Here is a 15796-nt window from a genome sequence, read left to right as displayed (position 1 = left end):
CATCCACTGCCATTCGAGGCCTGCATGCCCTTCGACCTCAGCGCGCGCCTGGCCGAGCGCCGCGCCGCCGACCTCTATCGTCAGCGTCCATTGCTGCAAAGCCCGCAAGGGCCGCGCGTGGTGGTCGATGGCCAACCGCTGCTGGCCTTCTGCAGCAACGACTACCTGGGTCTGGCCAACCACCCCGACGTGATCAAGGCTTGGCGCGAGGGCGCCGAGCGCTGGGGCGTGGGGGGCGGCGCGTCCCATCTGGTGGTTGGCCACAGCAGCCCTCACCATGCGCTGGAAGAAGCCCTGGCTGAATTCACCGGCCGCCCGCGGGCGCTGCTGTTCTCCACCGGCTACATGGCCAATCTGGGGGCGGTCACTGCCTTGGTGGGGCAAGGCGATAGCGTGTTGCAGGACCGTCTGAACCACGCCTCGCTGCTGGACGCCGGCCTGCTCAGCGGCGCGCGCTTCAGCCGTTATCTGCACAATGATGCCGCCAGCCTGGAAACACGTCTGGCCAAAGCCGTCGGCAACACGCTCGTGGTGACCGATGGTGTGTTCAGCATGGACGGCGACCTCGCCGAGCTGCCACGACTGGCAGCCGTTGCGCGGGCCAAGGGCGCCTGGCTGCTGGTCGACGACGCCCACGGGTTCGGTGCCCTGGGCGCTACCGGCGGCGGTATCGTCGAGCATTTCGGGCTGGGGATGGACGATGTGCAAGTGCTGGTCGGTACCCTGGGCAAGGGCTTTGGCACCGCAGGCGCGTTCGTGGCGGGCAGCGAGGAACTGATCGAGACCCTGGTGCAGTTCGCTCGGCCTTACATCTACACGACCAGCCAGCCACCGGCGCTGGCCTGCGCTACCTTGCGCAGCCTGCAACTGCTGCGCAGCGAACACTGGCGGCGCGAACACCTGGCGAGCCTGATCACCCAGTTCCGACACGGCGCTGCTCAGTTGGGCCTGACCTTGATGGACAGTTTCACGCCCATTCAGCCGATTCTGGTCGGCGATGCCGGACGTGCCTTGCGCTTGTCCCAGTTGTTGCGCGAGCGCGGATTGCTGGTCACGGCCATACGTCCGCCGACCGTGCCTGCCGGCAGTGCGCGGTTGCGGGTGACGCTTTCGGCCGCGCACAGCAGTGCCCAAGTGCAGCAATTGCTCGATGCGCTGGCTGAATGCTACCCGTTGCTGGGAGCCGAACATGTCTGATCGCCTGATCCTGCTGCCCGGCTGGGGCCTGGGCACAGATGCGCTGGAGCCATTGGTCGCTGCGCTGCAGCAGCTCGGTGAACCCGTGCAGGTGCAGATCGAACCTTTGCCCACGCCAGACGCTGCGGGGCTTGCCGGTTGGCTGGATGCCCTCGACGCATGCCTGCCGGACGGTGCCTGGCTGGGCGGCTGGTCGCTGGGGGGCATGCTCGCCGCCGAGCTCGCGGCGCGCCGGGGTGAACGCTGCCCTGGCCTGTTGACCCTGGCCAGCAACCCCTGCTTCGTGGCCCGCGCCGACTGGCCGGATGCAATGCCTGCTGAGACGTTCGAAGCCTTTCTGGCCGCTTGCGAGGCAGATCCAAAAACCCTGCTGAAGCGCTTCGCATCGCTCTGTGCGCAAGGCGCTGCTGATCCGCGCGGGCTTTCTCGGCGACTGGCGGTTGCTGAGCCGGCTTCGACACAGACGTTGGTCGAGGGCCTGCACGTGCTCGCGGAGCTGGATACCCGTGCCGCGTTGCAGGCGTTTACCGGGCCGCAACTGCACCTGTTTGCCGGAAGCGATTCGCTGGTGCCCGTCGGTGCAGTGAGTGCATTGCGCAAGCTGGTGCCGGAGGCCCAGATCGGCATGGTCGAGCAGGCCAGCCATGGGTTCATGCTGGAAGACCCGGATAGGGTCGCCGGTGCAATTGGGGCCTTTGTGCATGAGTGAGAGGAACGGGAGTGTGCTTGGCGCAGGCGTTGAGGTGGTAGATGACGCGGCTTGCGCCGCTGCTACAGTAGTTGAGGTGAGGCGGGAGACTACGCTCAGGTTGCCGGACAAGCGGCTGGTGGCGGCGTCCTTTTCCAAAGCGGCAGCGAGCTATGACAGCGTCGCGCAATTGCAGCGGGACGTGGGTCACTCATTGCTCACACGACTGCCAGACGGCCTGCAACCGTCGCAATGGCTCGACCTGGGCAGCGGCACCGGCTACTTCAGCCGTGTTCTGGCCCAGCGTTTTCCGAACCGTGTCGGCGTGGCGCTGGACATTGCCGAAGGCATGCTCAGCCACGCGCAGGCACAGGGTGGTGCCACCTGGCATGTGGCTGGCGATGCCGAGCAACTGCCTTTGCGCGACGGCAGCTGTGGTCTGATCTATTCCAGCCTGGCGGTACAATGGTGCAGCGACTTCGCCGCCGTGCTCGCCGAGGCTCGCAGAACCTTGCAACCCGGCGGCGTGCTGGCCTTTGCCAGCCTGTGCGCGGGCACGCTGCACGAGCTGCGGCAAAGCTGGCGAGCGGTGGATGGCCGAGTGCACGTCAACCGTTTCCGTGAATTCGCCGACTACCAGCGCCTGTGCGCCGACAGCGGCCTGGAGGTGCTGGGCCTGGATAACGTGCCTCATGTGCTGCACTACGCCGACGTGCGCGGCCTGACCCATGAGCTCAAGGCCCTGGGCGCGCACAACCTCAACCCCGGTCGCCCCGACGGCCTGACCGGCCGCGCGCGCATGCTCGGTCTGCTGCAAGCCTATGAAGCCTTTCGTGCACCCCAGGGGCTGCCAGCCACTTACCAGGTGGTCTACGCTGTGCTGCGCAAACCCGTCGAGCAAGGACAATCCTGATGAGCGCCTATTTCATCGCCGGTACTGACACGGATATCGGCAAGACCACCGTGGCCGCTGGCCTGCTGCACGCTGCCAGCCTCAAGGGCCTGAGCACGCTGGGCGCGAAGCCCGTTGCCTCGGGTTGCGAGGTGACCCCCAAGGGCCTGCGCAACAGCGACGCGTTGGCCTTGATGGCCCAGAGCTCGCTCAAGCTTGAGTACGCGCAGATCAACCCGGTGGCCTTCGAACCTGCAATCGCCCCCCACATCGCCGCCCGCGAGGCTGGGGTGGCCCTGACCGTCGGCTCGCTGTTGGCACCCATGCGGGAGGTGCTGGCCCGGCAGGCCGACTTCACCCTGATCGAAGGCGCTGGTGGCTGGCGCGTGCCGCTCTCCGACCAGGCCAATCTGTCGGACCTGGCCATTGCCTTGAAGCTGCCGGTGATTCTGGTGGTGGGCGTGCGCCTTGGCGCTATCAGCCATGCGCTGCTGAGCGCGGAAGCCATCGCCCGCGACGGCCTGCAACTGGCCGGCTGGGTGGCCAACATCATCGAACCGAAAACCTCACGCCTGGAAGACAACCTCGCCACCCTGGCCGAACGCCTGCCGGCCCCTTGCCTGGGTCGCGTGCCCTACCTGAAGAACGCCAGCGCACAGAGCGTGGCCGAGCATCTGCATATCGAGCTTCTTGGGTAGCAAGGCTCAAACCTGCAACGCGGGTGCGCCGTATTGACTCAACAGTGCGTCGGCCGTCAGTAGCTGCATGCTTTCCAGAGTGGCTTGGGCAAACAGCAGGCGGTCGAATGGATCGCGGTGAATGGGCGGCAGCTTTTCAACGGCCATGCCATGGGCTGCCGTGATCGGCAGTTCGTGGTAGCCATTGAGCAATAGCTGACGGCGCAGACCCACCGTATCGATCACTATGCCGCTGCGGCTAAGGCCGTTTTTGATAGCCACTTCCCATAGGCTTGCCGCGCTGAAGTAAACCTCATGATCCAGATTGGCGATCAAGGATCGAGCTTTTGAGGAAAGCATTGGGCTGTCCTTGGCGACCCAGATCAGGATATGCGTGTCGAGCAGTAACTTCACACCTTGCCCTCGAAGAGAGTGGTGACCTCATTGTCGAGCTCATCAAAGTCTTCCGGAACCACAAGATCAAGCATGAAACCGATACGCTTTGCTTCGCGCGGCTCTGGCGCATCATAGGCCACCAGCTTGGCAATGGGCTTGCCGGCCTTGGCGATGACCACCACTTCACCGGCTGCGGCTTGTTCGAGCAAGCGCGACAGATTGCTCTTAGCGTCGTGAATGTTGTGGATGGCCATTGGTGGCGACTCCCTTGGCAGGACAAACGATCTGTGCAAGGCAAAACCATGCGATGCATGTCAAGTCTAGCCTAGCCCGACGTGTTAGCTAATGCATTCTTGTGTGTCATTTTCAAACGCAGGTGCGAAGTCGAAGGCCGCTTTGCGTATCAACTGCTCTCCCGCGCCACAAGTTCGCAGTCGAGCAGCTCCAGATGCGGCGGCTCGCCCTCGATGATGCCCAGGCTTTGCAGGACACGCGTGGCTGCCAGCACGCCAATCTGCAGCGCAGGCGGCCTGATGGTGGTCAGGCTGGGCAGGAGCATTTCGGCGAAGGGGTAGTCGCCGAAGCCCATCACCGCGCAGTCCTGTGGAATGCGCAGCCCGGCGCGCTGGGCCGCCAGCAAGCCCCCGGCGGCCAGGTTGTCGTTGGCGAAGATGATCGCATCCGGTGGCTGCTCGCTCGCCATCAGGGCATGGAGGGCCTGTTTGCCGGCTTCGAAAGGCGCCAGGGAGGGATCGGGAGCGAACACCTGGGGTTCCAGGCCCAGCTCGGCCAGCGTCGCGGCATAGCCGTCTCGACGCTCGAGAGCACTCAAGTCGCCCGCTGCGCTGTTCTGGACGAAGGCGATGCGCCGGTAGCCTTCGCCGTAGAGATAGCGCACCGAAGTGACGCCCACCTGAGCATGCGAGAAGCCGATCTGCATCGGCGCGCGTTCGGGTTGATAGTCCCAGGTTTCCACCAACGGTATCTGCGCTTGGGCCAGCATCTTCTCGGTGCCGACGCTGTGGAAGTGGCTGGTCAGCACCAGGGCCGCAGGCGACCAGCCAAGGAAGGCACGCACAGCGTTCTCCTCCTGCTCGGCGCTGAAATAGCTGGACGCCAGCAGGACTTGGTAGCCATGCCTGCTCAAGGTATCGCTGAAGCCTTGAATGGTATGGGCGAAGATCGGCCCGGAAATGTTCGGGATGACCATGCCGACGATCTTGCCCCGCGCCGACGCCAGCCCCCCGGCCACCAGATTGGGAACATAACCCAGCTCGGTCACCGCCTGAGCGATGCGCTGCCGATGCTCGTCCGATACCAGGTCCGGTTGATTGAAATACCGCGATACGGTCATGGCAGAGACCCCCGCGTAGGTGGCCACGCTGGCCAGTGTCACGCGGCCAGCACCACGGCGCTTGCGCTGGTGCTTGGGATCGGTCATCTGCCCGCCTCTAATAACTAAAAACCATAAACAGTAGAGATTACGGTATTTGACCGTATAAGCGTTGATCGCCACTATTCGCCATGTTAGCGCTAACCAGCTGACCTGTCTGCTACTCGCTCGAGCGAATGCTGCGCCAATCAAAACAATGTCCAGCCCCTGTTCGAGCGACCCGCCATGCCACAGCGTCAATCTTTCGCGATCAAGACTTCCGTATTGTCCCAGGCCGTCGCTGCGGCCATCGCCCTGGGCGCAATGCCCGCCTTTGCCGCTCAGGGCGATGAAGAGTCGGTCAGCCTGCAAGCCGTCACGGTCACCGCCACGCGGCGCGCCGAGTCGCTGCAGAAAGTGCCGGTGGCGGTGTCGGTGGTCGACGGCGAGCAGCTGGAACGGGACAACCGCAACGGCGTTGCGAGCATCGTGCAACAGGTGCCCAGCCTGAATTTCCGCACCGGCGCCTCGAACAAGGACACCTCGCTGTTCATCCGTGGGGTGGGCACCATTTCCACCTCACCCGGCGTGGAGCCCACCGTGGCCACGGTCATCGATGGCGTGGTTTACGGGCGCCCCGGCCAGGCCACCCTGGACCTGTTGGATCTGGAACGCATCGAAGTGCTGCGCGGCCCGCAAGGCACGCTGTTCGGCAAGAACGCCTCGGCCGGCGTGTTGAACATCGTGACCAAGGCGCCCACCGAAGAGACCCACGGCTATATCGACCAGTCGTACTACAGCGGCAACGAAAGCCGCACCCGCTTCGGCATCGGTGGCAGCCTGATCCCCGACACCCTCAAGGGCTCGCTGACCACGCTGTTCGGCAGCTACGACGGCAACGTCGACAACCGCGCCAATGGTCACGAAGTCAACGGCTACAACCGCAAGGGTGTGCGTGGGAAGCTCGAGTTCACCCCCAATGACGACCTCACGCTTACCTTGGCCGCCGATTACATGCAGAGCCACGACGATGCGCCCAATGGCGTCGTCAGCAAGGCACTGACCCCTGCGTTCGCGGGCGCCCTGGCGCCGGTGTCGGCCAGCGGCCACAGCCGTGATATCGCCAGCGACTACCGCAGCCATGTCGAGGACATCAACAAGGGTCTGTCGGCCCAGTTGGACTGGAACCTGGGCGACTACACCCTGACCTCGATCACCGCCTGGCGCGGCTGGGACAACACCCAATGGCAGGACGGCGACCGCCTGGCGACCATCACCAGCGCCTTCCCCGGCACGGAAGACAAGGGCGACCTGAGCTACGACCAGTACTCGCAGGAAGTTCGCCTGGCCTCGCCCAAGGGCGAGTTCGTGGAGTACGTCGGCGGACTGTTCTACATGCACGGCAAGGATGACGAAACCTACCGCCGCACCTTGGTGACACCGACCGGCAGCCAGCGCGGCGTGGCCGACTACACCACCACCAGCGACAGCTACTCGGCCTTCGGTGAGACCACCCTCAACTTCACCTCGCGGCTGCGCGGCATCGCCGGCCTGCGCTGGACCCACGACGACCTGGAATACGATCACCGTCGCGTGTCGACCTCGGCCACCACCGTCAGCGGCATCCAGCCAGGCACCCGCAGCTCAGGCTCGGTGGATGAGGATGGCTGGTCCGGACGACTGGGCGTGCAGTACGACCTCAGTGACGAGGTCATGGCTTATGTCACCTATTCGCGTGGATACAAAGGCCCTGCCTACAACGTGTTCTTCAACATGCAGCCGCGCGACACCGACGCGCTCAAGCCGGAAACCTCCAACACCTGGGAAGCGGGGATCAAGGCCAGCGCCTGGGACAATCGCCTGACCAGCAATCTGGCGGTCTTTCACAGCGAGTACGACAACTACCAGGCGAACTTCTTCGACACCGTGGCCAATCAGGTGGTGACCCGTCTGATCAACGCCGGCAGCGTCAGCACCGAGGGCGTCGAGCTGGACTACGCCCTGCAGGCCACGCAGAACCTCAAGCTGTCCGGCGCACTGGCCTACACCCGTGCGCGCATCGATCAGTTCAGTTGCCCGGCCGGCGCGGCCGCTTCCTGCAACGTCGACGGCAAGACCCTGCCCTACAGCCCCGACTGGAAGAGCTACGTGCGCGCCGACTACAGCATTCCATTGGCCAATGGCCTGGATGTTGAGCTGGGGACCGATTACAGCTGGCAGAGCGAAGTGCAGTACGACATCAGCCAGAACCCGGACACCAAGCAAGGTGCCTATGGCATCTGGAATGCCAGCATCGCCTTGGCCGACTACACCAATGGCTGGCGTGTCGCGTTGCTGGGCAAGAACCTGGCCGACAAGTCCTACTCGCCGATGCTGGCCAGTGGCAGCGGCTATATCTACCGCGCCGTGCCTCGTGATGACGAGCGCTACTTCGGCGTGCAACTGCGCAAGGATTTCTGACATGAGCGCCAGACAGATGAAACTGGGTGCCTTTCTGATGGCCACCGGGCACCACGTGGCTGCCTGGCGCCACCCCCAGGTGCCGGCCGATGCCGGGCTCGATTTCCAGCATTATCGGCACCTGGCGCAGGTGGCCGAGGCGGCCTGCTTCGACACCCTGTTCCTGGCCGACAGCGTGGCAGCAGCCACCGGCGACAGCGCCAGCCAGATGGCCCGCTCCGATCATTTCGAACCGTTGACCCTGCTCTCGGCCCTGAGCGTGGTCACCGAACGCATCGGCCTGATCAGTACGGTCACTACCAGCTACAACGAGCCCTACCACGTGGCGCGCAAGTTCGCCTCGCTGGATCATCTGTCCGGTGGCCGCGCCGGCTGGAACCTGGTGACCTCGGACGCCGCGGCCGAGGCCGGCAACTTCGGTCGCGACGAACACATCGGGCACGCCGAGCGCTACAGCCGGGCGCAAGAGTTTCATCAGGTGGTCACGGGGCTCTGGGACAGCTGGAGCGCCGATGCCTTCGTGCGCGACAAGGCCAGCGGCCAATACTACGACCCGGCCGGGCGCCGCGAGCTGAACCATGTCGGCGAGCACTTCAAGGTCAAGGGCCCCCTCAACGTCGCCCGCTCACCGCAAGGGCGACCGGTGGTGGTGCAGGCCGGTTCGTCCGAAGCCGGCCGCGCGCTGGCGGCACGGACCGCCGATGTGATCTTCACCGCGCAGCCTTCGTTGACCGCCGCGCAAGCGTTCTACGCCGACCTCAAGAACCGCGCGGCCACATTCGGTCGTGGCGCCGATGAGCTGAAGATCATGCCTGGGGTGTTCGTCGTGGTCGGCGAAACCCAGGCCCTGGCACAGGCCAAGTTCGAAGCATTCCAGGACCTGGTGCAACCCGAGGTCGGGGTGGCGCTGCTGGGCCGCATGCTGGGCAACTTCGACTTGTCCGGCTACCCGCTGGACGGACCGCTGCCCGACCTGCCCCTGACCGACAGCGGCCAGCGCAGCCGTCAGCAACTGCTCAGCGAACTGGCCGAGCGCGAGCACCTCAACCTGGCGCAACTGGGTCGCCGAATCGCCGGGGGGCGTGGGCACTTCAGTCTTATCGGCACTGCGGCGCAGATCGCCGACCAATTGCAGCTATGGTTCCAGAACGGCGCCGCCGATGGTTTCAACGTGCTGGTGCCGCATCTGCCCGGCGGGCTCGAGGACTTCGCACGCCAGGTGGTGCCCGAACTGCAACGCCGCGGCCTGTTCCGCACCCACTACACAGGCACCACGTTGCGCGAGCATCTGGGCCTACCCGAAATCAACGGGCGCTGATCGGGCGCCCTTCGACATACCTGAAGCGAGGCTTTCCATGACCTACATCGCTGCCGAACATCGCTACCAGCGCCTGCCCTACCGCCGTGTTGGCCGTAGCGGCCTGGTGTTGCCAGCACTGTCCCTGGGGTTGTGGCACAACTTTGGCGACAGCACCCCGATCGACACCCAGCGCAGCCTGTTGCGCACCGCCTTCGATCTGGGCATCAACCACTTCGACCTGGCCAATAACTATGGCCCGCCCTATGGCAGCGCCGAGATCAATTTCGGCCGTCTGCTGCGCGAGGATTTCAAGCACTACCGTGATGAGCTGATCATCTCCAGCAAGGCCGGTTGGGACATGTGGCCCGGTCCGTACGGTCAGGGCGGCGGCTCGCGCAAGTACATCCTGGCCAGCCTCGACCAGAGCCTGCAACGGCTGGGCCTGGATTATGTGGATATCTTCTACTCGCACCGCTTCGACTCCGACACGCCGCTGGAAGAAACCGCCAGCGCCCTGGCCACGGCGGTGCAACAGGGCAAGGCGCTGTACATCGGCATTTCCTCGTACTCCGGAGTCAAGACCCGTGAGATCGCCGCCCTGCTCAAGGAGTGGAAGGTGCCGCTGCTGATCCACCAGCCTGCCTACAACCTGCTCAACCGCTGGGTGGAGAACGACCTGCTGCAGGTCACCGACGAACTGGGCGCCGGTGTCATTGCCTTCACGCCGCTGGCGCAAGGGCTGCTCACCGACAAGTACCTGCAAGGCGTGCCGGCCGATGCGCGGGTCAACCGTCCCGGCGGCGGCTCATTGCTGCCTGGGCACTTGAGCGAGGCCAACCTGACCCACGTTCGCGCGCTCAACGAAATCGCCCGCCGCCGCGGCCAGAGCCTGGCGCAATTGGCCCTGGCCTGGACCCTGCGCGACAGCCGCGTGACCAGCGCCCTGATCGGCGCCAGCCGTCCCGAGCAGATCATCGAAAACGTCGGCGCACTGGACAACCTCAGCTTCAGCGCCGAGGAACTGGCCGAGATCGACCGCCATGCAGTGGAAGGCGGCATCAACCTCTGGGAAAAACCCTCGACTGCGCAATAAGGGATCGATCACATGAAGACACTCGCTCGCGTGGGCGCCGTACTGGCCTTGCTGGGCCTGGCCGGCGCCGCTCTGGCCGATCCGGCGGCGCTGCGCATCGGCTATCAGAAGGGCTCGATTGCCCTGGTCCTGGCCAAGCAGCATGGCCTGCTGGAAAAACGCTTCGGGCAGACCCAGGTCCAGTGGATCGAATTTCCCGCTGGCCCGCAGATGCTCGAAGCCTTGAACATCGGCAGCCTCGATGTAGCGGCCACGGGAGATATCCCGCCGCTGTTCGCGCAGGCAGCGGGCGCGGACCTTGTGTACATCGGTGCCGAGCCGGCCAAGCCCCAGGCCGAGACCTTGCTGGTCAAGGACACCAGTACGTTCGCTCAGGTCGCCGACCTCAAAGGCAAGAAGGTCGCCTTTCAGAAAGGCTCCAGTTCGCACAACCTGATCCTGCGGGCGCTGAACAAGGCTGGCCTGAGCTATCGGGAAATTCAGCCGGTGTACCTGAGCCCGGCCGATGCTCGGGCGGCCTTCGAACAAGGCAGTGTCGACGCCTGGGCAATCTGGGAACCCTACTCGTCGCTGGCCCTGAGCCAGGGTCATGCGCGGCTGTTGGCCGATGGCAGCGGGCTGGGTCTTGGCGGACCGATCTACACCGCACGGCGTGCCTATGCCCAAGCCAACGGCGAGTTCATCCACAACCTGCTGGACCAACTCAGCAGCGCGGAGGCACTGACCCGCACCGAGCATGCACAGAGCATCGCAGTGCTGGCCCAGTCCATGGGGCTGCCGGAGTCAGTGGTCGAGCGCTATGTGGACAACCGCCCACCCTCCCCCGTGCGGCCTGTGGATAACACCGTGGTCCAGACCCAGCAGGCGACTGCCGACCTGTTCTACCAGAACAAGCTGCTGCCCAAGGCGCTGGATGTCGGCCAGGTGGCGCAGTGAGCCTGTGCGAGGATTAAGCCACGGTCTGCAATCTGTTCGTCACAATCCCTCCTTAAGGTACTCGCTGACCTGAAGGGAGATCACCATGAGCCTGTTAGAAGAACACCAAGCCACCGACCTGGAAAAGATCACCGGCCTGAGCCGTCGCCGCTTCATCGGCGCTGGCGCCCTGTGCGGTGCCGCGATGTTCCTGGGCGGCAACCTGCTGACCCGCACGGCCATGGCCAACGCGGTCAGCGCCGGCAACAGCGCACTGCTGGGCTTTACCGGTATTGCCGCGGCCACCAGCGATACCATCAGCCTGCCGCCCGGCTACCAGGCCAGCGTGCTGATCAGCTGGGGGCAGCCACTGCAGGCCGGTGGCCCGGCCTTCGATCCCAGCGGCAACGGCAGCGCCGAGGCCCAGGAGGTGCAGTTCGGTGACAACAACGACGGCATGAGTCTGTTCCCCTTCCCCAACGACGCCAATCGCGCGTTGATGGCAATCAACAACGAATACACCAACTACCGCTACCTCTACGCCCACGGCGGCAGCCCACAGTCAGCCGAAGAAGTGCGCAAGGCCCTGGCCTGCGAAGGCCTGTCGGTGATCGAGATCCAGCGCAAGGGCGGCCACTGGCATTTCGTTCAGGGCTCGCAATACAACCGCCGCGTCCACGGCAACACGCCGATCCGCGTCAGCGGCCCAGCGGCCGGTGATGCCCTGCTCAAGACTGCGGCCGACAGCACCGGGCAACTGGTGCATGGCACCTTCCAGAACTGCGCCAACGGCAAGACCCCGTGGGGCACCTACCTGACGTGCGAAGAAAACTTCACCGACTGCTTCGGCAGCACCGACGCTACCCTGGCGTTCACTCCCGCGCAGAAACGCTACGGCGTGGTCGCGGCGAGCAAGGAAATCAACTGGCACCCCCACGACCCGCGCTTCGACATGGCGCGTAACCCCAACGAACTCAACCGCTTCGGCTGGGTCGTGGAAGTGGACCCGTTCGACCCGACCGCCATGCCGGTCAAGCGCACCGCGCTGGGTCGCTTCAAGCACGAGAACGCGGCCCTGGCCGAAACGCGCGATGGTCGCGCGGTGGTGTACATGGGCGATGACGAGCGTGGCGAGTTCATCTACAAGTTCATCAGCCGCGACCGCATCGACCACCACAACCCCAAGGCCAACCGTGACCTGCTCGACCACGGCACGTTGTACGTCGCCCGTTTCGACAATGGCGACGGCAACCCGGATCGTCCCAAGGGGCATGGCCAGTGGGTGGAGCTGACCCATGGCAAGAACGGTCTGGACGCCAGCAAGGGCTTCGCCAGCCAGGCCGAAGTGTTGATTCACGCACGGCTTGCCGCCAGTGCCATGCAGGCCACACGCATGGACCGCCCCGAGTGGATCGTGGTCAGCCCCAAGGATGGCCAGGTCTATTGCACCCTGACCAACAACATCAAACGCGGCGACGACGGCCAGCCGGTCGGCGGCCCCAACCCGCGCGAGAAGAACGTCTACGGGCAGATTCTGCGCTGGCGTGAAAGCGGCGACGAACACGGTGCCATGACGTTCGAGTGGGACCTGTTCCTGGTGGCCGGCAACCCCAGTGTGCATCCCGGCCAGGCCAAGGGCGGTTCGTCCAACATCAACCCGCAGAACATGTTCAACAGCCCCGATGGCCTGGCCTTCGACGACGCCGGCCGGCTCTGGGTGCAGACCGATGGCGACACCAGCAACGCCGGTGACTTCGCCGGCATGGGCAACAACCAGATGCTCTGCGCGGACCCGGCCAGCGGCGAGATTCGCCGCTTCATGGTCGGCCCGGTGGGCTGCGAAGTCACCGGCGTGAGCTTCGCCCCCGATCAACGCACCCTGTTCATCGGCATCCAGCATCCGGGTGAAAACGGTGGTTCGACCTTCCCCGAACACCTGCCCAACGGCAAGCCACGTTCTTCGGTGATCGCCATCAGCCGCGAAGACGGTGGGGTGATCGGCGCGTAACATGCCCACCGCTACTGTCGCGTCTGCGCTACCATGGCGAGCCGGACGCGGCAGCCTGCCGCGCGCAGGAGTTCGCATGGCCCACCCTTTTGAAACACTGACCCCAGACCTGGTGCTCGACGCCGTCGAAAGCATCGGCTTTCTCAGCGATGCACGGGTGCTGGCGCTCAACAGCTACGAGAACCGCGTCTACCAGGTGGGCATCGAAGATGGCCAACCGCTGATTGCCAAGTTCTACCGTCCTGATCGCTGGACCAATGCGGCCATCCTTGAAGAACACGCCTTCACCGCCGAGCTGGCCGACTGTGAAGTGCCCGTGGTTGCGCCGATGGTGCACGAGGGCCAGACGCTGTTCGAGCACGCCGGCTTTCGCTTTACCCTGTTTCCTCGTCGCGGCGGTCGCGCGCCGGAGCCGGGCAACCTCGACCAGCTCTATCGTCTGGGCCAGTTGCTCGGTCGTCTGCACGCCGTGGGTGCCACGCGCCCGTTCGAACACCGCGAAGCGTTGGGCGTGCAGAACTTCGGCCACGATTCGTTGCAGACCCTGCTCGAAGGCAACCATGTTCCCCGCAGCCTGCTGCCCGCCTACGAGTCGGTGGCCCGCGACCTGCTCAAGCGCGTGGAAGAGGTCTACAAGGCCACGCCACACCAGAACATCCGCATGCACGGTGACTGCCACCCCGGCAACATGATGTGCCGCGACGACGTGTTCCACATCGTCGACCTCGACGATTGCCGTATGGGCCCGGCGGTCCAGGACCTGTGGATGATGCTCGCCGGCGATCGCCAGGAATGCCTGGGGCAACTGTCCGAACTCATGGACGGCTACAGCGAGTTCCACGACTTCAACCCCCGTGAACTGGCACTGATCGAACCGCTGCGGGCGTTGCGCCTGATGCACTACAGCGCCTGGTTGGCGCGCCGCTGGGAAGACCCAGCCTTTCCGCGCAGCTTCCCCTGGTTCGGCAGCGAGCGGTACTGGGGCGACCAGGTGCTGGCGTTGCGCGAACAACTGGCAGCGCTCAACGAAGAGCCACTGAAACTGTTTTGAGCACACACGCGAGGCGTTGTGTCTCACGGCCCGATGTGTAAAGTTGCCGACCACCGCTCAATAACAAAACCATGCAAGCAGGGAGCTCCATGCAAGTCGCCAATCCCCGCCGGGGATACATCCTGGGCCTGAGCGCCTACATCTGCTGGGGGTTCATCCCCCTCTACTTCAAGACCCTCTCGCACTACCCGGCCGTGGAGATCATTGCCCAGCGGGTACTCTGGTCGGCGCTGCTCGGCTCGTTGCTGCTGCTGGTGTGGAAGCATCCCGGCTGGCTGCGCGAACTGCGCGACAACCCCATGCGCCTGGCGATACTGGTCGGCAGCGGTTGCCTGATCGCCGCCAACTGGCTGGTCTATGTCTGGGCAGTGACCCACGACCGAGTGCTCGAGGCCAGCCTGGGCTACTACATCAATCCACTGCTCAACGTCGTGCTCGGGTTGCTGATCCTGCGTGAGCGGCTGCGTCCGCTGCAGTGGGTCGCAGTGGCGCTGGCGGCCATCGGCGTGGCGCAGCAGGTGTGGCAAGTGGGCAGTCTGCCGTGGGTGTCCCTGGCGCTGGCCCTGACCTTCGGTTTCTACGGCCTGATTCGCAAGCGCGCGCCCGTGGCAGCGTTGCCGGGGCTTGTGATCGAAACCTGGTTGCTGGTGCCGCTGGCTGCGGGCTGGCTGCTCTGGCATGGCGATGCCGCCAGCGTCCAGCCAGCGTTCTGGACCACCCGCGAGGCCCTCTGGTTGATGGCCGCGGGCCCGATCACCCTGGTGCCGCTGCTGTGCTTCAACGCAGCCGCCCGCCACCTGCCCTACACCACACTGGGTTTCCTGCAATACATCGCGCCCACCCTGGTGCTGCTGTTGGCCGTTCAGGTGTTCGGCGAACACCTGGCGCCTGCGACGCTGGTGACGTTCATCTTCATCTGGGCGGGGTTGCTTATCTACAGTGTGGATATCTGGTGGAATCGGCGTCAGCGCAGCTGATCAAAAAACGCTCACCTGGCTGCGGGTCAGGCCGGTCAAGGCCTGCAGCAAGTTACGCCAAGGTTATCCACAGGCTGGTCCACCTGGATTGTGCACAAGCCCGGCACAACTGTCCGTTTTTTGATCAACACTCTGAAAACACCGCAGGCTGCGGGCTCCAGGGCTATCGACACAGGTTATCCACAGCCACGCTCAGGATAAACGTGGATAACCTCAAGAAGCCCCATCCAGTCCCAACTCTTCACGCGCCAGTTTCACCAACGTGTTCGTGTCGATCGGTTTGAGCAGGAAGTCCACCACGCTGAAGTGCATCGCCGCAATCGCATCCTTCACACTGGCATCGCCGGAAATGATGATGATCGGCAACGCCGCGCGCTCCGACTCGCGCACTTCACGAATGAGATCCAGGCCTGACTCCGGGCCCATGCGCAGGTCGGTGATCAGCAATCCGATGCGACGGCTGGCGCGCAATTGGCGCATCGCCCCCATGGCACTGTCGGCCTGCACACACGCAATGCCATGCAGCTCCAGAATCTGCGTGAGGACGTCTCGCGTGTCGCCGTCGTCATCAACCACCAGCGCCAGTTGGGGCGGCATATCCTGAACCTGGCCCAACTCGCTGAGCGCTTCACGCTCGGCATCACTCAACAATGATTCGTGATCGGACATACGTTTCCCGTCATCCATTACCTATCCATCGGCCTTTTGAGCGCCGTCCCACCTTTTAGACTTACGTCCAATGGGCACGTTCGCTCATGCAGTCGACCATG

The 15796-nt window shown here is 64.4% G+C and carries 15 protein-coding genes; 11 read left to right on the top strand and 4 right to left on the bottom strand.

Going from position 1 to position 15796, the window contains the following annotated elements:
• The first annotated feature begins 24 nt into the window (after positions 1-24).
• The 4 genes from bioF (at position 25) to bioD (ending at position 3475) form a co-directional block, all read left to right on the top strand.
• The gene (bioF, locus tag BLV18_RS01615; RefSeq protein ID WP_090355778.1) at positions 25-1197 is read left to right on the top strand and encodes an 8-amino-7-oxononanoate synthase; all 1173 of its coding nucleotides are present in this window, start codon (positions 25-27) and stop codon (positions 1195-1197) included.
• Positions 1190-1906, top strand: coding sequence for an alpha/beta fold hydrolase (locus BLV18_RS01610; protein ID WP_090355775.1), 717 nt, complete (start codon positions 1190-1192; stop codon positions 1904-1906). The genes bioF and BLV18_RS01610 overlap by 8 nt, the downstream gene beginning before the upstream one ends.
• A gap of 100 nt (positions 1907-2006) precedes the next feature.
• Complete coding sequence (gene bioC, locus BLV18_RS01605; RefSeq protein ID WP_244156795.1) at positions 2007-2798, top strand: malonyl-ACP O-methyltransferase BioC; 792 nt, start codon at positions 2007-2009, stop codon at positions 2796-2798.
• Positions 2795-3475: a dethiobiotin synthase gene (bioD, locus tag BLV18_RS01600; RefSeq protein ID WP_090355768.1), complete on the top strand. Its 681-nt coding sequence runs from the start codon at positions 2795-2797 to the stop codon at positions 3473-3475. Before bioC ends, bioD begins: the two co-directional genes overlap by 4 nt.
• A 6-nt stretch (positions 3476-3481) precedes the next feature.
• Here bioD and BLV18_RS01595 read toward each other — a convergent pair whose 3' ends face one another.
• From BLV18_RS01595 to BLV18_RS01585, 3 genes are all read right to left on the bottom strand, one after another.
• Positions 3482-3868, bottom strand: coding sequence for a type II toxin-antitoxin system VapC family toxin (locus BLV18_RS01595; RefSeq protein ID WP_049862083.1), 387 nt, complete (start codon positions 3866-3868; stop codon positions 3482-3484).
• Complete coding sequence (locus BLV18_RS01590) at positions 3865-4104, bottom strand: type II toxin-antitoxin system Phd/YefM family antitoxin (RefSeq protein ID WP_090355764.1); 240 nt, start codon at positions 4102-4104, stop codon at positions 3865-3867. The genes BLV18_RS01595 and BLV18_RS01590 overlap by 4 nt, the downstream gene beginning before the upstream one ends.
• A 149-nt stretch (positions 4105-4253) precedes the next feature.
• Positions 4254-5291, bottom strand: a complete 1038-nt coding sequence (locus BLV18_RS01585) for a LacI family DNA-binding transcriptional regulator (protein WP_090355761.1) — start codon at positions 5289-5291, stop codon at positions 4254-4256.
• Between the two features lie 255 nt (positions 5292-5546).
• Between BLV18_RS01585 and BLV18_RS01580 the strand changes: the two genes are divergently transcribed.
• The 7 genes from BLV18_RS01580 to rarD all read left to right on the top strand — a co-directional run bounded on the left by BLV18_RS01580 (position 5547) and on the right by rarD (position 15026).
• Positions 5547-7682 (top strand): TonB-dependent receptor, encoded by a 2136-nt coding sequence (locus BLV18_RS01580; RefSeq protein ID WP_244156918.1) that lies wholly within the window; start codon positions 5547-5549, stop codon positions 7680-7682.
• A gap of 1 nt (position 7683) precedes the next feature.
• Positions 7684-9000, top strand: coding sequence for an LLM class flavin-dependent oxidoreductase (locus tag BLV18_RS01575; RefSeq protein ID WP_090355755.1), 1317 nt, complete (start codon positions 7684-7686; stop codon positions 8998-9000).
• A gap of 37 nt (positions 9001-9037) precedes the next feature.
• Positions 9038-10075 (top strand): L-glyceraldehyde 3-phosphate reductase, encoded by a 1038-nt coding sequence (gene mgrA / locus BLV18_RS01570; RefSeq protein ID WP_090355750.1) that lies wholly within the window; start codon positions 9038-9040, stop codon positions 10073-10075.
• A gap of 12 nt (positions 10076-10087) precedes the next feature.
• On the top strand, positions 10088-11011 hold the full coding sequence (locus tag BLV18_RS01565) for an aliphatic sulfonate ABC transporter substrate-binding protein (RefSeq protein WP_090355748.1): 924 nt from the start codon (positions 10088-10090) through the stop codon (positions 11009-11011).
• 85 nt (positions 11012-11096) lie between these two features.
• A complete protein-coding gene (locus tag BLV18_RS01560) occupies positions 11097-12998 on the top strand; it encodes a PhoX family protein (protein ID WP_090355745.1) in 1902 nt (633 codons plus the stop codon).
• A gap of 76 nt (positions 12999-13074) precedes the next feature.
• Positions 13075-14049, top strand: coding sequence for a serine/threonine protein kinase (locus tag BLV18_RS01555; protein WP_049862091.1), 975 nt, complete (start codon positions 13075-13077; stop codon positions 14047-14049).
• An 89-nt stretch (positions 14050-14138) separates the two neighbouring features.
• Positions 14139-15026 carry an EamA family transporter RarD gene (gene rarD / locus BLV18_RS01550; RefSeq protein WP_090355741.1) on the top strand — a complete coding sequence of 296 codons (888 nt, stop codon included), beginning with the start codon at positions 14139-14141 and terminating at the stop codon, positions 15024-15026.
• A gap of 213 nt (positions 15027-15239) precedes the next feature.
• Here rarD and BLV18_RS01545 read toward each other — a convergent pair whose 3' ends face one another.
• Entirely contained in the window at positions 15240-15695 is a 456-nt protein-coding gene (locus BLV18_RS01545; protein ID WP_090361935.1) for a response regulator, read from the bottom strand.
• Between the last annotated feature and the right edge of the window lie 101 nt (positions 15696-15796).

It is taken from the genome of Pseudomonas coleopterorum (genome assembly GCF_900105555.1).
GTDB lineage: Bacteria > Pseudomonadota > Gammaproteobacteria > Pseudomonadales > Pseudomonadaceae > Aquipseudomonas > Aquipseudomonas coleopterorum.
Note: the sequence above shows the minus strand (reverse complement) of the source record. Positions and strands in the feature narration are given on the sequence as shown.